Consider the following 20,742-nt stretch of genomic DNA (forward strand, 5'->3'; position numbering starts at 1 on the left):
ATTTCTATCTTCTCAAATTTTCAAATGCTGAGCAGTCAGAAATCAGTAGGTTTGCACTTTAAAAATAAGAACAATGGACATCGCCCAATACATCGATCATACCATCCTGAAGCCTACCACCCTGGTAAGCGACATCGAAAAACTGTGCAGTGAGGCAAAGCAATATGGTTTTGCAGCTGTTTGTGTGCCACCTCCTTTTGTAAAAAAAGCAAAGGCCCTGCTGGAGGGTTCGGCGGTGAAAACGGCTACGGTGATCGGGTTCCCGTTTGGCTATTCGGCCATCGAAGCCAAGCTGGCGGAGGTATTACTGGCCCTGGTAGATGGGGTGGATGAACTGGATATTGTGATCAATCTCATCGCGTTGAAGAATAACGACTGGCAATACCTGGCTAACGAAATCAATCACCTGATGCCGGTGATCCGGGAAAAGGGTAAGGTGATCAAGATCATTATTGAAAGCGGTGTGTTAACCGATGATGAAATCATTAAATGCTGCGAATTGTACGGTGCGGCCGGTATCGACTATTTAAAAACCTCCACCGGGTATGCAGAAAAGGGCGCCAGCGTGCATGCCGTACAGTTGTTTAAAAAACACCTGCCACCTAACGTGCAGATAAAAGCCAGCGGCGGTATCCGCGATTACGCCTTTGCAAAAGAGCTGGTAGATGCCGGGGCCACCCGCCTCGGCTGCAGTGCCGGCGTGGCCATCGTGAACGGGGAAAAAGGAACGGGGAACTACTGATCCTGCCGTGCAGCATCATGCGCCGGTCCGGGACAAAAACATGCTTTTCATAACAGCAACGCTTTATAAACACCGGTAACGGGTAACGGCGCCGAGTGTTATCAAAACAAAAAAATGTTGGCTCCCCATTGATTATCATTTACATTTTTTATACATTTGAGTAGGCTTCCGGAAGCAACTGCTTTAGAGAGGTCAGTGATAGATCCGTAATTTTTTTAATCCGAAGAAACTGAAGCGCTTTTCGTATTGCAAATGACCCTGGAGACTATGCGCAATTCTTCTTGTTGAACATAATTTTGTCGTCTTAATAACCGCGCATCCTGTTTAAAAGAAATACGGATGCTTGTTGCCGTGCGCTGATAATCCGGGACGGGGTAGCCGGACGGAACGATTGGATCTTTGATTTTTTGTCATCGGAGCGATGTGATCGTTCATAGCGCCTCAGCGAGGCTTTTTACAAATAAGCGGGATCGTATGTTCTTTACGCTGTCCCCGGTATTAATGAATTGCAACCTTTCAGGAAATGCACATGGCTCATACAGGAATGGTATCAGCCGTCAAAAGAAAGCCCTTCTTCTCCGATTTTTAGTAGTGCAAAACTTTAAAGGGTAAGAAATGGAAACCAAAACAAATGAGGCAGTCGGGTTAGAACGCCCCCAGGTAAGGGGAAAATTTATCTTTTGTGGTGACAAAAAATATTTCATAAAAGGCGTCACCTACGGAACGTTTGCGCCGGATGAGCAGGGCCATCAGTTTCCACCTCTCCGGCAGGTAGAACAGGATTTCCGGCTGATGCAGGCCAATGGAATCAACAGTGTGCGCACGTATACGGTACCACCCGCCGGATTGCTTGGTCTGGCCGCCCAATACGGCCTGAAAATAATGATCGGTCTGCCCTGGGAGCAACACCTGACGTTTCTTGACAAGCAGACCCGCGACGCTATTATTCAACGTGTGCGGAACGCCGTGGAGTCCTGCGCACAACACCCCGCAATTTTATGCTACACGATCGGCAATGAAATTCCGGCACCCATTGTACGATGGTATGGAAAAAAGAAAGTAGAACGGTTTTTGCGCCGGTTATTTGATACGGTAAAACTTGCCGATCCCGAAGGGCTGGTAACCTATGTAAATTATCCTACCACTGAATATCTGGAGCTGGACTTCCTTGATTTTTACAGCATCAATGTGTACCTGGAAACCCCGGAGCAGTTGTCGGGTTACCTTGCGCGCCTGCACAATCTTTGTGGCGACCGGCCCCTGCTGCTGGCAGAAACCGGCCTGGACAGCCTGCGTAACGGGTTGGAACAACAAGCTGCCGCTGTTGGCTGGCAAATGCGGATGATCCTTGGAAAAGGATGTGCCGGGCTGTTTATTTTCAGTTGGACCGATGAGTGGTGGCGGGGAGGGCTGGAGATACTGGATTGGGATTTTGGGCTTGTTGACCGCCAGCGGGTTGCAAAGCCGGCAATGGCTGCTGTAGCAGCTACTTTTACCGGCATGGCACAAAGCATCAACCCTGCGCCAATCCGTTTCTCCGTTGTCGTATGCTCCTACAACGGCAGCAGAACCATTGCCCAATGCCTGGAGGGGATCCTGCAACTAAACTATAAAAATTATGAGGTGATTGTTGTGGATGACGGCTCGCGTGATAACCTGGCTGAGATTGTGAGCCGGTACCCGGTTCAGCTGATCCGTACGCCAAATATGGGACTGAGCAATGCCCGGAATACCGGCATGCGGGCTGCACAGGGGGAGGTGATTGCTTACATTGATGATGATGCTTACCCCGATCCGGACTGGCTGAACTATTTATCCTATGCCTTTACGCACAGTGATCATGTTGCTGTGGGCGGGCCGAACCTGGTACCCGATGAAGATGGTGATCTTGCCGCCTGTGTAGGCTGTGCGCCGGGCGGCCCTTTGCAGGTGTTGATTACGGATGAAGTAGCCGAACATATTCCCGGTTGTAATATGGTGATCCGCCGTCAGGCCCTTCTGGACATCGGAGGGTTTGATCCGCGCTATCGTACCGCCGGAGACGATGTGGATGTATGCTGGCGGTTGCAGGAAGCCGGCGGCACTATTGGATATCATCCGGGTGCCATGGTTTGGCATCACCGCAGAAATTCGTTTCGCGCTTACTGGAAACAGCAAAAAGGCTATGGAAAGGCAGAAGCCCTTCTGGAACAGAAATGGCCGGAGCGGTACAATGCACTTGGTCATTACAATTGGGGTGGCAGTATTTACGGGGCCGGCACTACTTTTCCCATACCCTGGAAAAAGGAAAAGATATTTTTCGGCAGTTGGGGTAGCGCCCTGTTTCAATCGGTATATAGTTCTTCCCAGAATTGGTGGGGATTGATCCCGTTGATGCCGGAGTGGGGAATGCTTTGTGTGGCAATTGGCATCCTTGGATGTTTGGGTTGGTTATGGCCGGTATGGTTCGCTGCATGGGTGGTACTGGCCATCTGCATAGCCGCTTCATTAACACAGATCCTGTACAGCGCAGGTAAGAACTGGAAAAACAGTAAAAGACTAAGATGTCATCCTAAGTACTTCTGGATGATAGCTTTGCTGCACCTGGTACAACCTGCGGCGCGTTTAATAGGGCGTGTGCAGAATGGTTTAACGCCCTGGAGAAAACGTACGGGTGGTACGGCCGCACATGATGCTGCGCACGCTGTAACTTCCGGCCGGGCGGTATGGTCCGAAACCTGGAAGGCTGCACAGGAGTGGCTTATGGTATTGGAAACAAACCTGAAGGCATCGGGTGCCCAGGTAAAACGGGGGCGTGCATTTGATCGCTGGGACCTGGAATCTACGCATCATTTAGTAGTGGCCATGCGCAGCTCGGTGCTGGTTGAAGAGCATGGCCAGGGCCGGCAATATCTTAAATTAAAATTCCGGCCCCGTTTTTTCCGCCTCCCGGTTGCTATTGGCATGTTGCTTTTGATGGGGGCTGTCTTCGAAGTGGTGCGGCAGCAATGGACCGGAGCTGCGTTATTAGCAGGATTATTGCTTGTACTCATCTATGAGCTCTGGCAGGGATACCGGCAATCTTTGCGTCAGATACTGCCGGCTTTTCATCAGCTGCAATATAAAGCAATACCGGCAGCGGCGGAGGACAGCGAGGTATTGATACCGGGTATACAATTAAAAATAAGAGATGCTTTCATAGCATCGATATCTGCGGAAACCGAATAAACGAAAGAAATGGAGCAGTTGCGTATTATTGTAGGAGGATATATAGGGCTTTTTCCCACAGGCGGTCTTACCTGGCACTACCTGCAATACCTTACAGGGTTGAAGGATCTCGGGCATGATGTGCTGTATCTTGAAGATACGGGGCAATATTCCACGTACCAGAAAGAAAACCAGGATTGGGATGATGCTACAGAAAGTATCCGCTATCTGAAAAATATAATGGAACAGCATGGCTTCCGGGAACGATGGGCGTATCGCGATATAGGATCCGGAGCCTGTTATGGATTGTCCGAAGACAAAATAAAAGAATGGATGCAGACGGCGGATATATTCATCAACATCTCCGGAGCAACCAGCCTGCGGAACGATGCTTACACACGTATTCCCAAAAAAGTACTGATTGATACGGATCCAATGTTTACCCAGGTGCAATACTGGCAGGAGGCGGATCCCGAAGGATCTGCCCGGGAGATCAGGGAACAATACACATGGTACGACTATCGCTTTACTTTCGGGGAAAATATTGGCAAGCCGGATTGCCTGGTGCCCATGCTGAACCTGGAGTGGATTCCTACACGTCAGCCGGTTTGTCTCCGTTATTGGGTTCATCATGTTGCCCGCGGAGGTTCCCGCATCGTCTTTAGCACAGTGATGAACTGGTCTGTGCGCAGCGATATGGTATATGCAGGACAATTCTGGGGCCAGAAAAACAAGGAATTCGGAAAGGTAGTACACATCCCTTCGCAATATCCATCCGCAGATTTTAAGATGGTATTGGCAGTACCATCTCAATTTGAGGCTTCGTGGAATAATCTTGCACAGTGGCATAATGACTGGAATATTGAGGACCCCCGGGTGGCTATAGCAACGGCTGAAGCATACCAACAGTATATTTACGGGTCTGGTGCAGAATTAACAGTGGCAAAAAATGCCTACGTTCAATCTAACTGCGGCTGGTTTTCGGACCGGTCTGCCTGTTACCTCGCAGCCGGTAAACCGGTAATTACACAGGAAACGGGGTGGTCAAAAACGATTGCTGCGGGTGAGGGCCTGTTTGCTTTTACCGATGCTGCTTCTGCATTGGAGGCTGTTGAAGCCGTTTGTGCCGATCCTGGTCGCCATAGCAGGGCGGCCCGAGAACTGGCAGAAGTTTATTTTGAAAGTAGTAAAGTGCTTGTTCCTTTAATTGATAAAATTAGTGCCCGGTAAATGACCATAAAAAAAAGATCCTTATTGGTTCGTGTACTGGAACAGGCGCGACCGTACTGGCTGCTGCTGGGCCTTACAGTATTGCTGGATGTACTGGCGGTACCCATGATGCTGCTAAAACCGCTGGGATTAAAGATCCTGATCGACAGCGGTTTTAACCATATGCCGTTACCCGGCTTTATTGCGGGGTTTTTTCCGGGAAATACCGTTGATTTCAGTACCGTGGTGTGGCTTTCAATAGCGTTGGTGCTGGGTGTTGCATTGCTGGAAAACTGCTATATGGTGGCCAATTGGCTGCTCAATACGTTTATTGGCGAAAAGCTGGTACTTCGGTTTCGCAGTGCCCTTTTTAATCACGTACAACGGTTATCGATTACGCGCCACGATAATTTAGGAATAACAGATGCTTTGTACCGCATTCAATATGATGCTACCGGTATCAGAACGCTATTGCTGAATAATATTTCACAGCTTGTTATTTCTTTGGTAACCCTGGTGGCCATGCTTGTGGTAATGTTTTCGATCAACGCTGTTTTTTCGCTGGTGCTGCTGGGGTTGATCCTTGTGGTGGCGCTGCTCATGCGCAGGTCCGCCGCCAGGTTAAAGCGGCAGTGGGAAATTTTAAAAACCGGAGAGAGCAGCGCTATGTCGATAATGAACGAAGTACTGGGTGCCATACGGATAATCAAATCTTTTGGAAAGGAAAGTATCGAGGCGAAACGGTTTACAGATCGGGCAAACGAAGTGGTGGGTGGCCAGATGCGCGTGGCCCGGTCAAGTACAGGGTTCTACTTTGCGGCGGGGATGTTGTTTGCAACGGTTACGGCAATTTTTATGTATGTGGGCGCTCATGAAATTCAAGATGGCCGTATGACACTGGGCGACCTGACCCTGATTCTGGCGTATGTTGCGCAAATATATGGGCCAGTGGAAAAGATCACGCGAAATATTACCGAAATTCAGTCTTCGCTTACCAGCATTAAACGGGCTTATGCGCTGTTTGATGAGCCGCAGGAATTTAACACAGCGATGCCGCATATTCCCTGTCCGGCCATAAAGGGCCGGTTCTCCCTGCAAAATGTATCCTTTGCGTATGATCCGGAAAAAACGGTACTCTCCGGCGTCAACCTGGAGCTTCAGCCCGGCGACCGCCTGGGCATTATCGGCTCAACCGGCTCCGGAAAGTCATCGCTGCTGAGTTTATTATTGAGGTTTCATAATCCTTCTTCAGGATCCATACAACTCGATGGAACAGACATCCGCACGATCGAACTTTCCAGTTATCGCAATCAGTTTGCGATCGTGCTGCAGGAGCCGTTATTATTATCTGCAACGATTGCTCAAAACATTGCTTACGGCCGGCCGGAAGCGTCGCAGGAAGAAATTATCGCTGCGGCAAAAAATGCCAATGCGCACGATTTTATTATGAATTTACCGGCTGGTTATCATACACAGGTGGGCGAGAGAGGCGCAAAGTTGTCGGGTGGTGAAAAACAACGCATCGCTATTGCCCGGGCATTTATCAAAAATGCACCGGTCTTGTTGCTCGATGAGCCGACCAGCTCTTTAGATATGCATACCGAACAGCTGGTTATTGAAGCCATCGGGCGGCTGGTAGAAGGACGGAATACCTTCCTGGTTACGCATCGTCTTGATACCCTGCGGTTATGCAATATTGTGCTGCATCTTGAAAAAGGTACCATCGTAGATATCATACGAAATCCCGATCCCGCCTACCTGGAAGGAAAGAAAACTTTGTATGCCCAATCATTATAGCCTGCCGGCTTCGTTGCCCCCATGTTTTTATATTCAGAAGAAGAGGACCGTTCCTCATAAGGGCATTGAAAACAGCCCATACCTGTTCTGCTAACGCTTTGAGATTTTTCTCCGGAAAGCTGTTTGCCCCGGCTGCGTTTTCCGTAAACAAAAAGGCACGCCTGGCAAAATAAAGCCGCTTTTTATCTATCTTTGCTGTAATTGTTATACCCTGTAACGGCCCTTTAAATTGTTACCTCGGTATTTGTTTTGTTATTATTGAGCATAGATTTTGTTTATATCAAAAAAACTAAACTATGAAAATTTTACTTGTTGAAGATGCAACAGCGTTGCTGCGTGCGATTGAGTTGAAGTTGAAGAAAATCGGGTATGACGTGCATCCTTGTGCCGATGGCCGGCAGGCATTGGCGGAGCTGGAGTCCTTTACTCCGGACCTGGTTATTACCGATATTATGCTACCCTTTGTTTCCGGCCTGGAGGTGTTAAACGCTGCCAAAGCAAAGAATAAAAAGATGCCCGTTATTGTATTTTCTGCCATGGGGCAGGAGAATGCCGTGGAAGAGGCCTTCCTGCTGGGTGCAGATGATTATGTAGTAAAACCCTTTGGACTGAAAGAGCTGGAAATGCGGATCCGGCGGTTGCTGGGAACCCTGAACCCTGAACCCCATTCCTGATGCACAGCATGCTGCTTCCGGTTTGATTTCTTGAATAACATTATTGTCCTTGCTTTCAATATTCGACCTCTTTAAACCTGGTTTTTTTTATGCGACGGCGGCTGTCTTCGCAGTGCTTATTGTGGTTTTACTGATCCTGATTTACTGGAATCTTTATGAACGGAAAATTGCCTTTTTTCAGCCGGAATCATTCCGGATGGGGTTTGAACTTTGGGTAAGCAAATGGATCCTTGAGGATGCGGAAGATGCAGATGAAATCCGGGTGCCTGCTAAATTCGCAAAACATTTGAAGCGGCCGAATAACCGCCAGTTTGCGCTCAACAGTCTGCTGGAATTAAAAAAGAGTGTGGCCGGTGCCGTGGGCGATAAAGTGGTTGCCCTGTACCTGGAGCTGGGATTTAAAGAAGATTCCCTGAAAAAGCTGGGTAGCGTTGTATGGCATCAGAAAGTAAAGGGCATTAACGAACTGTCGGTAATGCAGCAGGAAGATATGAATGCGCGGATCTTTAAACTAACCAATAACCGGAATAAATACATCCGGAGAGAGGCGCAGTCTGCCATGTTTAATTTTTATGGATTCAAGGGATTGCGGTTCCTCAATGTACTGACGCATTCCATTTCCGACTGGCAGCAGTTGAATTTAATTGAACAGCTGCGGCCGATAGACCCGGAGCCGATTCCGGGCTTAAGCGGCTGGCTGCATTCGGAGAACGATACCGTAGTCATATTTGCATTAAGGCTTACCGAGATCTATCAGTGTTTTGAAGTACATGAGGATGTAGTCAATTGTTTAACGCATGCAAATGAAGCCGTAAGAAGCCAGGCGGCAAAAACGCTGAAAGAAATCGCCGATGATTCAACGGCGGACATCCTTTGTAACCAGTATGCCGGTGAAACGGTACGGAACCAGCAGGTGTTGTTAAATAGTTTGGCCGTTATTGCTGGTGATGCGCAACGCAACTTCCTGGTGAAGGAGCTGGATAATGAGAATGCTTTTTTGAAACTGGGTGCAGCCCGTGTGCTCGCTGCCTGTTGCAGCGATGGTTGGGCCGTGCTGGATGCAAAAGCATTGGAACAGCCATCGCCTTTCCGGAAAATTTATAATCACCTAAGGTTTGAATTAAAAAAATGAACTGGGGCTTCCTGATACTGGAAATATTTGCATTTGGGATATTTTTATACTCCATTGTGCTTTTTGCGTTTTATGTATTCATTGGTGTTTTTTCCATCGGGGAAACACGCAAATATATTCACCAGAACCGGGTAACGGATTACCGGAGGATCGCCTCCTCCCTGCACGCACCATCAGTAAGCATTATTGCCCCTGCTTATAATGAAGGACTCACGATCGTAGATAATGTGCGGTCACTGCTTTCCATTTATTATTATAACCTGGAAGTGATCATCGTAAACGATGGCAGTAAGGACAATAGTCTGCAAAAGCTGATCGATGCCTACCAGCTGGAAAAGATCGATTTTTTTGTTCCGGACCAGATTCCTACCAAACAGGTGAGGGGCGTATATAAAAGCCGTAACCCCGTATTACGGAAAGTAGTGGTGGTAGATAAGGAGAACGGAGGCAAGGCAGATGCACTGAACGTGGGTGTGAATATTGCCAGTAACGACTATATCATTTGCATAGATGTAGACTGTGTGCTGGAGCAGGATGCTATACTGAAGATGGTGAAGCCCTTTATGGAAGCCACTACCAGGCGGGTGATCGCTTCCGGAGGGGTGATCCGGATCGCCAATTCATCGCTGGTAGAGCACGGCAGCCTGGTAAAAGTGCGGCTGCCAAAGGATTATCTTCCGCGTATGCAGACGCTGGAATACATCCGTGCTTTTTTATTGGGAAGAATGGCCTGGAGCCGGCTCAACGGGTTATTGCTGATCTCTGGTGCTTTTGGAGCTTTCGATAAAGAGATCGTTATCAAATGTGGCGGATATAACCGCAATACGGTTGGGGAAGACATGGAGCTGGTGGTACGGATGCGGCGCTATATGGAGGAACGTAAAGAACCGTATAAGGTTACCTATATTCCCGATCCGTTGTGCTGGACGGAGGCTCCGGCATCCTATAAAGTGCTGGGACGGCAGCGGAACCGCTGGATCCGGGGAACCTATGAAACATTAAAGTTTCACAAGATCATGTTTTTCAATCCCCGGTACCGGTTGCTGGGAATGGTGAGCTATCCCTATTGGTTCTTTTTTGAGTTGCTGGCACCGGTGATTGAATTTCTCGGGTTTATCGCCTTCCTGGTGATGGTGTTTGCAGGGCTTGTAGACTGGGAACTTTTCTTTGCCCTCTTTGCCGTAGTGATCGGGTTCAATTACCTGTACTCCGTCTTTGCAGTGTATATGGAAGTAAAAACCTATAACCAGTACCGGCGGCGAACCGATATCGCAAAGCTGTTGCTGACAAGTCTGAGCGAGCCGTTTAATTTTCATCCGTTTGTGGTATGGAGCAGCATCAGGGGATTGGTAGATATTTTCAGGAACCAGCATAGCTGGGGAGATATGGCCCGGGAGGGATTTGATAAAAAGCGTACATAAGATGAAGCACCCGTATAAACCCGTTAACAATGAATCGTTCTTCAGGCGAAGCTTAAAAGGCTCCTGCAAAGACTTCGTGCCTCGGTTGCTGGTGCTGGCAGGACTGTTCCTGGTGTTGCGTCTTTTTGAGATGGGGTACGATACCTTCCGGCACCGGTTCAATGCCTTTTTCTGGAACGTACTTTTTACCGGTTTATTAAAGGATCTTGCTTTTATAGCCGGCATAGGTTTTCTGCTGTACCTGGTATACCTGGTATGTTATATGGCCAGCCGGAAAGGGGCCCGTATCGTTTTTATGGTGCTGGGGAGTGCCTTATGCCTGATACAACTGGCCCTGGCTTTTTATTTTCAATTCTCGTTCAATTTACTGGGAGGCGATCTGTGGCAGTATAAGCTTTCAGATGTGCGGCAAACGGTAGGTGCGGCGGGCGTTAGCGCCTGGATCTTTGTAGCGCTTGCAGCAGTTCTGGCGCTGATCGTATCGGTACTGGCTATCCTGCCGCGGAAGTTGAGGCTGCCGGCGGGCGTTACTTATGGAGTGGTCATTTTTCTGGCACTGCTGGTGCCTTTCCATCCTGCATTGCTGGCTTCAAGGTTGCGCCCGGGAAATGAGTATGCCAATAATTTGTCGGCCAATAAATCCTTCAACTTTTATTCCGGTACGATCGGGTATTTTAATCCGCCGGAGCTGCAAACTGATATTTACAGCGATTTTTATTCCGGCGACTATGACAGTGGTTCAACGATGGTTGATTCACTCCGCACGTTTAAATATGTTGATGAGGCCCGGTATCCCTTCCTGCGAATGGAAGATACGCAGGACCAGCTTTCTCCCTTTTTTAATAAAACCGCCGGTCCGCCCGATGTGGTGCTGATCATTGTGGAGGGGCTGGGAGCTGCCTTTGCAAACAGCGGCGCCCGTTTGGGGAACTTTACGCCTTTTTTAGATTCCCTGTCCCAAGCCAGTCTTTATTGGGAAAATTGTTTGAGCACCTCCGGAAGAACCTTTTCAGTATTGCCCAGTCTGCTGGCATCACTCCCCTTTGCCAGGAGTGGTTTTGCAGAACTGGGTGCATCCATGCCTGCACATATCAGTTTGCTTTCGTTGTTAAAGCATAACGGGTACCGTACGGCTTTTTATTATGGTGGAGATGCTCATTTTGATAATATGTATCTCTTTATGCAACAGAACCAGGTGGGCACTATCAAGGATATAAAAAGCTTTCCTGCGGGATACCAGAAGTTGCCGGCGGCCAATACGGGCTTTTCATGGGGATACGGAGATAAAGAACTGTTTCGCTGGTACCTGAATTCGCAGGAACCTGCCTCACCACAACCAAAGGCATCCGTATTGCTTACGGTAGCAACTCATAGTCCCTTTTTAGTAAACGAGCAGGAAGCGTATTTTAAAAAGTTTGAACAGCGCCTGACGGAGCTGCATTTTCCGGAACCGGAAAAACAGATGGCCCGGAACTACCGGGATCAATATGCCAGTATTTTATACGCGGATGATGCATTGCGCGACTTCTTTGCGGCTTATAGCAAAAGAACCGATTTTGCACACACGGTCTTCCTGGTAACCGGAGACCACCAGATGCCGGAATTACCACTGAACAGTAAAATAGACCGCTATCATGTGCCGCTGCTGATTTATTCCCCCTTACTGAACCGGAGGGCCACCTTCTCTTCCGTTGTCTCGCATTTTGACATTACGCCTTCCCTGCTGGCGTTTTTAAAAAATAATTACCCGATGCAGTTGCCCTCACTGGTAAGTTGGATCGGATCAGGATTGGATACCGCGCGGATTTTCCGGAATGTACATGCATACCCGATGATGCAGGATAAAAATGACCTGGTTGATTTTATAGAGGGCACCCATATGGTCAACATGAGCAGCTTATTTACCATAAGTCCCCAGCTGGATTTAATACCAGATGATTCAAAGGAATTATTAAACCGGGTAAGCGGCGCCTTTGACCGGTTTAAGCGAAAAAATCAGCAGGTGATCAATGGTGCAGGGATCATACCCGACTCGATATACCAGCGGTATACAACCGGAAAATAAACAGCATTCCTGGCCGTATAAAATCGGTATCGAACATTAAAAATGAATAACTATGCCCATAAAACCTTACCTGTTGTGGATCCTGCTCCTGAGCAGTTTACAAATGTTTGCCCAGGCAGATACCACTACCTCTGACGGACTGTTCCAGGCTGCGCGGCATGCGGCATTTGAAAATAAGAACTATACACTGGCAAAGCAATATGCAGTAAAGGCATTGGAGCTGAGTCCGAAGTATGCGGATGTCCGGGTTTTCCTGGGGCGGCTGTATACCTGGAGCAAACAACCCGATAGTGCGCGTGCCTGTTTTGAGCAGGTGCTGAAGGAGCAGCCGGATTACGAGGATGCAACGGTTGCATATACCGACCTTGAGTTTTGGAACGATCAGTATGCGACGGCGTTGGATCGCGTGAATACGGGGCTCGGCTACCACCCGGCATCGAAGGAGCTGCTGTTGCGCAAGGCCAAAATATTGGCCGCCCTGCATCGTTACGGAGCGGCGGGAAATATAGTGGACACCCTGCTCAAAAAGGATAAAAAGAATACGGAGGCGCTGGCACTGGGCAACCGCATAAAAGATGAGCGTTCTTTGAACCGTATTGGTATATCTTACGACTATGTATATTTTGATAAACAGTTTAATGATGCGTGGCACCTGGCCAGTATCGACTACGGTCGCCGGACGGGGATCGGAACGGTGATCGGTCGGGTAAACTATGCCAACCGGTTTCGCGAAAACGGCGTGCAGTTTGAAGTAGATGCCTATCCCCGGATCTCCAATACATTTTACTTGTATATGAATGCCGGCTATTCCAATAATGTGGGCGTTTTTCCCCGCTGGCGTATGGGACTTTCGGTATATGCCAATCTTCCCAAAAGTTTTGAAGCCGAGCTGGGCATCCGGCACCTGTACTTTACCACTACCACAAATATCTATACCGCATATATCGGGAAATATTACCGGAGCTTTTTATTTGGTGCTCGTACTTATCTGATCCCCTCCCAAACCACCCGGAACTCCGCCTCTTATAACCTGCTTGGCCGTTATTATTTTGGCGGTGCCGATGATTATATCGGGCTGAATATTGGAACGGGTATTTCACCGGATGAACGGTACCTGGCCCAGCAGCTGAATACGGCCTATCCGTTAAAAACCTATAAGGCCAATCTTGATTTCAGGCATGCATTCAAATTAAACATTATTACATTAGGCGCCTCCCTGATCAACCAGGAATATATGCCGGATACAAGGGGCAACCAGATCCAGGCGGGTATCGGTTATATCCGGCGCTTTTAAAAGAAGAAGCGTTATGAAAATAAATCGCAGGTATGCTTATTTTTTCCCCTGGGTGTTGCTCCTGGTGCCGCTGTTAATGTGGGTATGCTGGTTGCTGACACCCAAAAAAAAACTGGTGGCGGCCATCGTGGATAAAACGGCGTTAACATCCGCAGGGCAGGAGCATATTTCGCTGACCTGGATCTTGAATCACTACCGGTATACCAAGGATGCACATCATCTGTACCAGGTAAGCAGCGATTATTTTGGTTTTTTTCCGAAGCAGCAGGAAAAGTTCCGGTTAAAAGGCCTGGAGCGTTTTGATGCATCGCTTTTAGATAAGCTGAGTAATGACGCGGACCTGGCGTATTATACCGATACCTATGGTGTGTATGCGAATGAATGGTATTTGAAGAAGCAGGTTGCTGAACGCTCCGGTATGGTATATGGCGGATTGAGTTCAGAGGACGTTGACTTTATGGAAAAAATGAAGCAGAAACGGAAGCTGGTTGTGGCGGAGTTTAATACCATTGGTTCTCCTTCGGCGCTTACAGAACGGTATCGTTTTGAGCAGTTATTTGGCCTTAAATGGACGGGATGGATCGGGCGGTACTTTGATGAACTGGATACTTCCAAAAATAAAGATATTCCCCACTGGCTGGTGAAAGGATATACGAGCCGGCATAATAATAGCTGGCCGTTTAAAAATGAAGGCGTCGTTTTTGTGGGAGAAGGCAACACCATCGTGGTGCTGGAAGCAGGTAAAGACCTGGTATCGGCGCTCCCGCATATTGTAACGGAAAAAACTTTCCGGGATCATTACCGCTTACCTCAAAAGATCAACTACTCTTACTGGTTTGATGTGGTGGTTCCGGATACAGCAATTAACCAGGTACAGGCACAATTCTCCTTCGATCTTACCGCATCCGGCAGAAAGACGCTGCAGCAGTATGGCATTCCTGTTATGTTCCCTGCTGTACAATCGCACAAAGGAAAGGACTACCAGTTCTGGTATTTTTCAGGTGATTTTTGTGATAATCCCATATCGTTCAATACCTCTTATTTTAAAGGGATCGAACAATTCAAATTCCTGTTTATGAACCGGCTGGATAAAACACAGCGGAAAAGTTTTTTCTGGAGTTTTTACCGGCCGCTGATCAGTACCATCCTGCATGAATATTATATGGAAAACAAGAAGGCCGGCCGCTGATAACATACAGGTGGCCCCTGGTTTCAATTATATAGTACAGACCGGTTAAAATCTGAAGGCTCTTTTTATGCGCAGTTGCGGGACGTTTCAAATGCCGTATTAATTTTTCAAGCTGTACCAGGTGCTTATATGGTGTATGGATACACCATAATCTACATTGCCGCAAAGCGTACTTAATTTCCTCAATTCATTGTACATATATGTTTTGCCCTCTTCGGCATAGGTAACCGCATTTCCTTCTTTGGATGGAGCGGTTTCTGCTCCCAGGAAAATCTGCTTGTTTAATAACGCGGCAAACGTAAGTTCTTCTTTTGATACATCATACATTTTTGCAGCAGTATCCCGGTACGACATAATAAAAACACGCGTAGCTTCGCTGATTACGGCTTCATATAACAGGCGGTTTTCGCCTTTATACGATACAACATCATCCAGCCAGAAGGGAATGTCGAAATCGATATTCCCCGCAGTGGTATACTGACTGGTAACCCAGGAAACAAAATCGATATACTGTTGCATGATGATAGCGCGGCGTGTTGAAAATGTTGGATCCTGGTGTGGTTCTACATCCAGGTGAATGCCTGCAAAGCGCCGGGTGCCGCTTGCTGTATTTTGGTATTGGGTGTATTTGTCCATAAGGGTAATAAAACCACTGCGATCCGATATCCACACATAACTGCCCGCCAACAGGTACACACGGATGCCTTTGCTTGCGGCCTTTTCAATAAAACCGCCGGTTGTTTCTGAAAAATCAACCGTGGAAAAATAGATTTCGGTAACACCGTTTTGCTGGGCAAAATTTAGATAAGTATTCCAGTCTTTCTTGTTTACACTCCACCACCAGGTGCCCAGCGGCCGGTTAATGCCCGGTATCACCGGGTTACCGGGTTTACCCGCTGAACGCTGCGGATCTGCAGTTGTTTGAGGTATCCCGGTTACATCCAGGGAATCTTTTTTACAGCCAGCTAAAAGAAGGGCCGCCAGTAAACAGAATAAAGTTCCGGTTCTTACTGCTCGTTGAGTCGGGTTTCTATACATAACGAATGCCGTTAATTGTGTGCTCCAGCAATCAAAAAGGGAAACTGCTTTGATAAACAGCGGTTATTGGCTGATGGAATACGTTGGTTTTATTATTGTTTTTTAATCAATGGCCACAGCGCTGTTTAAAAGGCTGTTAACGGGTAACTGCTGAATAAAGGGATACCTGGTTTAGTGGTGAAGATAGCACAATGCCCGAAAAACGGCAATTTTCTTTGGGAATGCGGGCAAATGAACAGCGCAGGGGAGAATCGATTTTTTTGAATGCAACCCGGATAACTCAGAGTGTTTTCAGCATCCAGATATTACAACCGGTATGCCCCGAATTGCCCAGCGGATGCTGCAGTTTCCGGAACCCCATCTTTTCATACATGCCGACAGCAGTGGCAAATTCGGGTAAACTTTCGAGGTATAGTTCTTTGTAATCCAGGGCTGCCGCAGCTTCCAGGCATTTAAGAAACAATGCTTTTCCTACGCCCTTACCCCTTGCGGTTCCGGAAAGATAAAATTTTACCAGTTCAGCGCAACCGGCGGGCAGACCTTCTGTAGGATAGATGCCGCAGCAGCCCAGCAGCTCGCCGTCCTGTTCGGCCACGAACAGCAGCGCTCCCGCGGTTTTAAATAGCTCAAAAAGGTGATCGGTAGTAGGGTCTTCGAAAACCGTATTTTTTGTTGGTGCTCCGAATTCTAAAAAAGCGGTGCGGATGATGCCGGCAAGCCGGGCGTTATCCTGTACCTCAACCGGTCTGATTGTAACAGTGCTCATGCTGCAAAGGTATGTTATTAGCGGGCAGTCATTAGTTTTCAGTGGTCAGCAATCAGCCATCAGTGGTCAGTCATCAGTTTTCAGTGTCAGTAATCAGTTGCTGGTGTTTTAAAACTAAAGGCTAATTGCTGATGGCTAATCGCTCAATAGCTAACACCTGGTAGTGCGAAACAGTAATTCCCCGCCAACTGATCAACCTGTCAACTTTTCAACCTAAATTTGCGGCCTATGGCAACGGATAGTAATAAATTTCAGGCGATTATATCGCATTGTAAGGAATACGGGTTTATTTTCCCCAGCAGCGAGATCTATGATGGATTACAGGCTGTGTACGACTACGGTCAGTGGGGGGCAGAATTGAAAAAAAATATTAAGGACTACTGGTGGAAGTCGATGACGCAGCTGCAGGACAATATTGTTGGTATCGATGCGGCCATCTTTATGCATCCGACCACCTGGAAGGCCAGCGGACACGTAGATGGGTTTAATGACCCGATGATCGACAATAAGGACAGCAAAAAACGTTACCGGGTAGACCACCTGATTGAATCGCATACCGACCTGTTAACGGCCGATGGCAAGGAGGCGGAAGCGGCGGCGATTATTAGCGAAATGGAAAAAGCAGATGCGGCCGGTGACCTGGTGGCGTTGAAAAAGATCATTGATGACAACAAGATCAAATGCCCGATCAGCGGCACGGCAAACTGGACGGATATCCGCCAGTTCAACCTGATGTTCTCCACTGAATTCGGATCTACTGTTTCTTCAGAAGACGAGAACAATAAAGTATACCTGCGTCCGGAAACAGCCCAGGGGATCTTTGTAAACTTTTTGAATGTGCAGAAGACCGGGCGGATGAAAATCCCCTTTGGTATTGCGCAGATCGGTAAAGCATTCCGGAACGAGATCGTAGCCCGTCAGTTTATTTTCCGCATGCGGGAGTTTGAGCAGATGGAAATGCAGTTCTTTATCAAACCCGGCACCCAGAAAGAATGGTATGAGTACTGGAAACAGGAACGGCTGAAATGGCACCTGGAACTGGGTGTGCCGCAAACAGAATACCGCTTTCACGATCACGTAAAGCTGGCGCACTATGCGGATGCTGCCTGTGATATTGAATACAATTTCCCAATGGGCTTTAAAGAACTGGAAGGGATCCACAGCCGTACGGATTTTGACCTGAGAAACCACCAGGAATACAGCAAAAAGAAAATGCAGTATTTCGATAATGATATCGATCCCGAAACCGGCAAGCCGATCGGTAATTATATCCCGTATGTGATTGAAACGTCTATCGGTTTAGACCGGATGTTTCTTTCCATGGTCTGCGCTGCCTATACAGAAGAGGATCTGAGTACTGCAGAGAAGCAGGATAGCCGTGTGGTGCTGAAGTTTCCGGCCAAACTGGCGCCCATCAAGCTGGCGGTATTCCCATTGCTGAAAAAGGATGGCTTGCCGGAAATTGCCAAAGACATTATGGCAAAACACCGGGGCACGTTTAAATGCTTTTATGAGGAAAAGGATGCCATCGGCAAACGCTATCGCCGTATGGATGCGCTGGGTGTGCCCTTTTGCGTAACGGTAGATCATCAGACCAAGGAAGATAATACGGTTACCATCCGTTACAGAGACAGCATGGAACAGGAACGGATTCCTATTGACAGGATCGGGGAACTGGTGAGCGCGGCCATAAAATAAGCATTACCCAAAGAACAAATCATAAAAAGACAACACATCTGGTTTTGCGGATGTGTTGTCTTTTTTATAGCGAAGTTGGTTGAACTTTTTCTCCAAAAAAGCGGATCGTTTGATTTTCCCGCTGATTTTAGACGGATGCAATACACCGCTGATTACCGCGGATTGATTTTCTGCGAAAATCTGCGGGAATTATGCGCGCGTTCAAAAGTTTAAACAACTTCAACAATTTGCGTACTTTGCAAAAAAATGATTTATGAAAAAAATCCTGTTTATCTTAACAGCTGCACTATTTACTGTAAATATGATGAATGCACAAACAATTACCGGTTCCTGGAAGGGAACCCTGGATGTTCAGGGAGCAAAGATCTCCCTGGTCTTTCATATAAAAAATGAAAACGATAAGCTGGTAACCACCATGGATAGCCCGGAGCAGGGTGCCAGTGGTATCCCCATCGACAGTACCGGTTTTGCCGATAAAAAGCTGAGTCTTGCGGTGAAAGCCGCCGGTATCAGTTATAGTGGTATCCTGAGCGGCAATACCATTACCGGTGATTTTAAACAGGCGGGAATGACCATTCCTTTGGTCCTTACAAAAACGCTTGTTACAAAACCAGGTGATACGACCCTGCCATCTTCCGAAGCGGCCTTGCAGGAAATTATGGCGCAGGACAAAGGCAATTATAAATACAGGGTGGAGGATTATTTTGCCCGGCCAAAATCATCGCAGTTCCAGCTATCGCCCGGAGGTAAATATCTTTCTTATATGGAGAAGGATGATGCCGGCAAACGCCATGTATATGTAAAAGAAATAACGACGGGCAAGGTGAGCCGTGCCATTGAAGAAAAAGAAGAATTAATAAAAGGGTACGGCTGGATCAATGATGAGCGGCTGGTTTATTCCATGGATAAAGGCGGTAATGAAAATTATCATATTTATGCGGCCAATGTAGATGGCAGCAATGTATTGGATCTGACGCCTTTTGATGGCGTGCAGGCCAGCATCGAACGGATCCTGAAAGATCAGAAGAATTACATGATCATTTCAATGAATAAGGATAATAAACAGATCTTTGAACCGTATAAAGTAAACGTTGTTACCGGCCAGCTGGAGAAACTGTATGAAAATAAAGATGTGAACAATCCCATTGCCGGTTATGATTTTGATAAGGATGGTAACCTGCGGGGATTTACAAAAATGTTCCAGGGGATAAAATCGCAATATTTTTATAAACCGTCCGGCGCTAAAGACTATGAATTGTATTTTACCAATAACTGGGATGATAATTTTAATATTCTCTCGTTTAGTTACAACCCGTCAAATCCGGATGAAGCCTATGTGTTAACCAACCTGGATTCTGACAAGTCGCGGATTATCGTATACGATTTTAAAAAGAAAGCAAAAGTTAAGGAGCTGTTTGCGAATAAGGATTATGACGCAGGAAGCCTGGGCCTTTCCCGTAAACGCAATTATGAAATTGACTATTATTCTTACGAAGGTGAAAAGCAGGAAGTGATCCCGGTAAGTGCACTGTTTAAAAAAATGAGCGCCAACCTGAAAAAGGAATTCAGCGCGTATCAGTTTGTTATAACGGGTAAAACGGATGATGAAAGTAAATACCTGGTGTATGTGACCAGCGACCGGCTGGTAGGTAAATATTATATCTACGATGTGGCTTCCGGTAAAACCACTTTCTTATATGATTTAATGCCACAGCTGAAAGAGACTGATATGGCTGTTATGAAACCCATTTCATTTAAGAGCCGTGATGGTAAAATGATCCATGGCTATATTACGCTTCCGGAGGCGGCACTGCATGGCCAGAAAGTTCCGTTGGTGGTGAACCCGCATGGAGGCCCGCAGGGCATACGGGATAGCTGGGGTTTTAACCCGGAAACACAATTGTTTGCCAGCCGGGGCTACGCTACGTTGCAGGTAAACTTCAGGATCAGCGGTGGCTATGGTAAAGACTTTTTAAGAGCCGGCTTTAAACAAATTGGCCGCAAGCTGATGGATGATATCGAAGACGGTGTACAATATGTAGTTGAAAAGGGATGGGCCGATCCCGGTAAGAAGGCGATCTATGGCGGAAGCCATGGTGGGTATGCCACATTGATGGGATTGGTAAAAACGCCGGACCTGTATACCTGTGGGGTCGATTATGTGGGGGTGTCGAATATTGAGACCTTCTTTGCTTCCTTTCCTGAATACTGGAAGCCGTATAAAGAAATGGTAAAACAGATCTGGTACGACCTGGATAATTCCGAGGAAGCAACAATCGCAAAAGAAGTTTCACCGTTTTACCAGCTGGATAAAATCAAAAAGCCATTGCTGGTGGTACAGGGCGCCAACGACCCGAGGGTGAATATTCATGAATCGGACCAGATCGTAAAAGCGTTGCGCGCTAAAGGTTTTAATGTGCCGTATATGGTGAAATATAACGAGGGACACGGATTTCAGCGGGAAGAGAACCGGATCGCATTTTATAAAACAATGCTGGGCTTTTTAGCGCAGTATTTAAAGTGATGATCGT

General features: G+C 47.3%; 14 protein-coding genes. 12 read left to right on the forward strand and 2 right to left on the reverse strand.

Annotation, left to right across the window (positions count from 1 at the left end):
- The first annotated feature begins 73 nt into the window (after positions 1 to 73).
- From deoC to Q1V85_RS01705, 10 genes are all read left to right on the forward strand, one after another.
- On the forward strand, positions 74 to 742 hold the full coding sequence (deoC, locus tag Q1V85_RS01660; protein WP_300596769.1) for a deoxyribose-phosphate aldolase: 669 nt from the start codon (positions 74 to 76) through the stop codon (positions 740 to 742).
- A 615-nt stretch (positions 743 to 1,357) separates the two neighbouring features.
- Positions 1,358 to 3,949 (forward strand): glycosyltransferase, encoded by a 2,592-nt coding sequence (locus tag Q1V85_RS01665; protein ID WP_300596771.1) that lies wholly within the window; start codon positions 1,358 to 1,360, stop codon positions 3,947 to 3,949.
- Between the two features lie 9 nt (positions 3,950 to 3,958).
- Positions 3,959 to 5,158 carry a hypothetical protein gene (locus Q1V85_RS01670; RefSeq protein WP_300596773.1) on the forward strand — a complete coding sequence of 400 codons (1,200 nt, stop codon included), beginning with the start codon at positions 3,959 to 3,961 and terminating at the stop codon, positions 5,156 to 5,158.
- On the forward strand, positions 5,159 to 6,934 hold the full coding sequence (locus Q1V85_RS01675; protein WP_300596775.1) for an ABC transporter ATP-binding protein: 1,776 nt from the start codon (positions 5,159 to 5,161) through the stop codon (positions 6,932 to 6,934).
- Between the two features lie 296 nt (positions 6,935 to 7,230).
- On the forward strand, positions 7,231 to 7,608 hold the full coding sequence (locus Q1V85_RS01680) for a response regulator (RefSeq protein WP_300596777.1): 378 nt from the start codon (positions 7,231 to 7,233) through the stop codon (positions 7,606 to 7,608).
- Between the two features lie 49 nt (positions 7,609 to 7,657).
- Entirely contained in the window at positions 7,658 to 8,740 is a 1,083-nt protein-coding gene (locus tag Q1V85_RS01685) for a hypothetical protein (protein WP_300596779.1), read from the forward strand.
- Positions 8,737 to 10,161, forward strand: a complete 1,425-nt coding sequence (locus Q1V85_RS01690) for a glycosyltransferase (protein ID WP_300596781.1) — start codon at positions 8,737 to 8,739, stop codon at positions 10,159 to 10,161. Before Q1V85_RS01685 ends, Q1V85_RS01690 begins: the two co-directional genes overlap by 4 nt.
- Before the next feature lies 1 nt (position 10,162).
- On the forward strand, positions 10,163 to 12,226 hold the full coding sequence (locus Q1V85_RS01695) for an LTA synthase family protein (RefSeq protein ID WP_300596783.1): 2,064 nt from the start codon (positions 10,163 to 10,165) through the stop codon (positions 12,224 to 12,226).
- A gap of 52 nt (positions 12,227 to 12,278) precedes the next feature.
- Positions 12,279 to 13,520, forward strand: a complete 1,242-nt coding sequence (locus tag Q1V85_RS01700; protein WP_300596785.1) for a YaiO family outer membrane beta-barrel protein — start codon at positions 12,279 to 12,281, stop codon at positions 13,518 to 13,520.
- 13 nt (positions 13,521 to 13,533) lie between these two features.
- The gene (locus Q1V85_RS01705; RefSeq protein WP_300596787.1) at positions 13,534 to 14,709 is read left to right on the forward strand and encodes a hypothetical protein; all 1,176 of its coding nucleotides are present in this window, start codon (positions 13,534 to 13,536) and stop codon (positions 14,707 to 14,709) included.
- Positions 14,710 to 14,808: 99 nt separating this feature from the next.
- Here the strand turns inward: Q1V85_RS01705 and Q1V85_RS01710 are convergent, their stop codons facing one another.
- Both Q1V85_RS01710 and Q1V85_RS01715 read right to left on the reverse strand, forming a co-directional pair.
- Positions 14,809 to 15,747 carry a hypothetical protein gene (locus tag Q1V85_RS01710; protein WP_300596789.1) on the reverse strand — a complete coding sequence of 313 codons (939 nt, stop codon included), beginning with the start codon at positions 15,745 to 15,747 and terminating at the stop codon, positions 14,809 to 14,811.
- A 280-nt stretch (positions 15,748 to 16,027) separates the two neighbouring features.
- Entirely contained in the window at positions 16,028 to 16,513 is a 486-nt protein-coding gene (locus Q1V85_RS01715) for a GNAT family N-acetyltransferase (protein WP_300596791.1), read from the reverse strand.
- 228 nt (positions 16,514 to 16,741) lie between these two features.
- On the opposite strand from Q1V85_RS01715, the gene Q1V85_RS01720 reads away from it, so the two are divergent.
- Together Q1V85_RS01720 and Q1V85_RS01725 are read left to right on the forward strand one after the other, a co-directional pair.
- Positions 16,742 to 18,211: a glycine--tRNA ligase gene (locus tag Q1V85_RS01720; protein ID WP_300596793.1), complete on the forward strand. Its 1,470-nt coding sequence runs from the start codon at positions 16,742 to 16,744 to the stop codon at positions 18,209 to 18,211.
- 253 nt (positions 18,212 to 18,464) lie between these two features.
- Positions 18,465 to 20,735 carry a S9 family peptidase gene (locus tag Q1V85_RS01725; protein ID WP_300596795.1) on the forward strand — a complete coding sequence of 757 codons (2,271 nt, stop codon included), beginning with the start codon at positions 18,465 to 18,467 and terminating at the stop codon, positions 20,733 to 20,735.
- The last annotated feature ends 7 nt before the right edge of the window (positions 20,736 to 20,742 follow it).

It is taken from the genome of Niabella sp., assembly GCF_030150205.1.
In the GTDB taxonomy this organism is placed as follows: domain Bacteria; phylum Bacteroidota; class Bacteroidia; order Chitinophagales; family Chitinophagaceae; genus Niabella.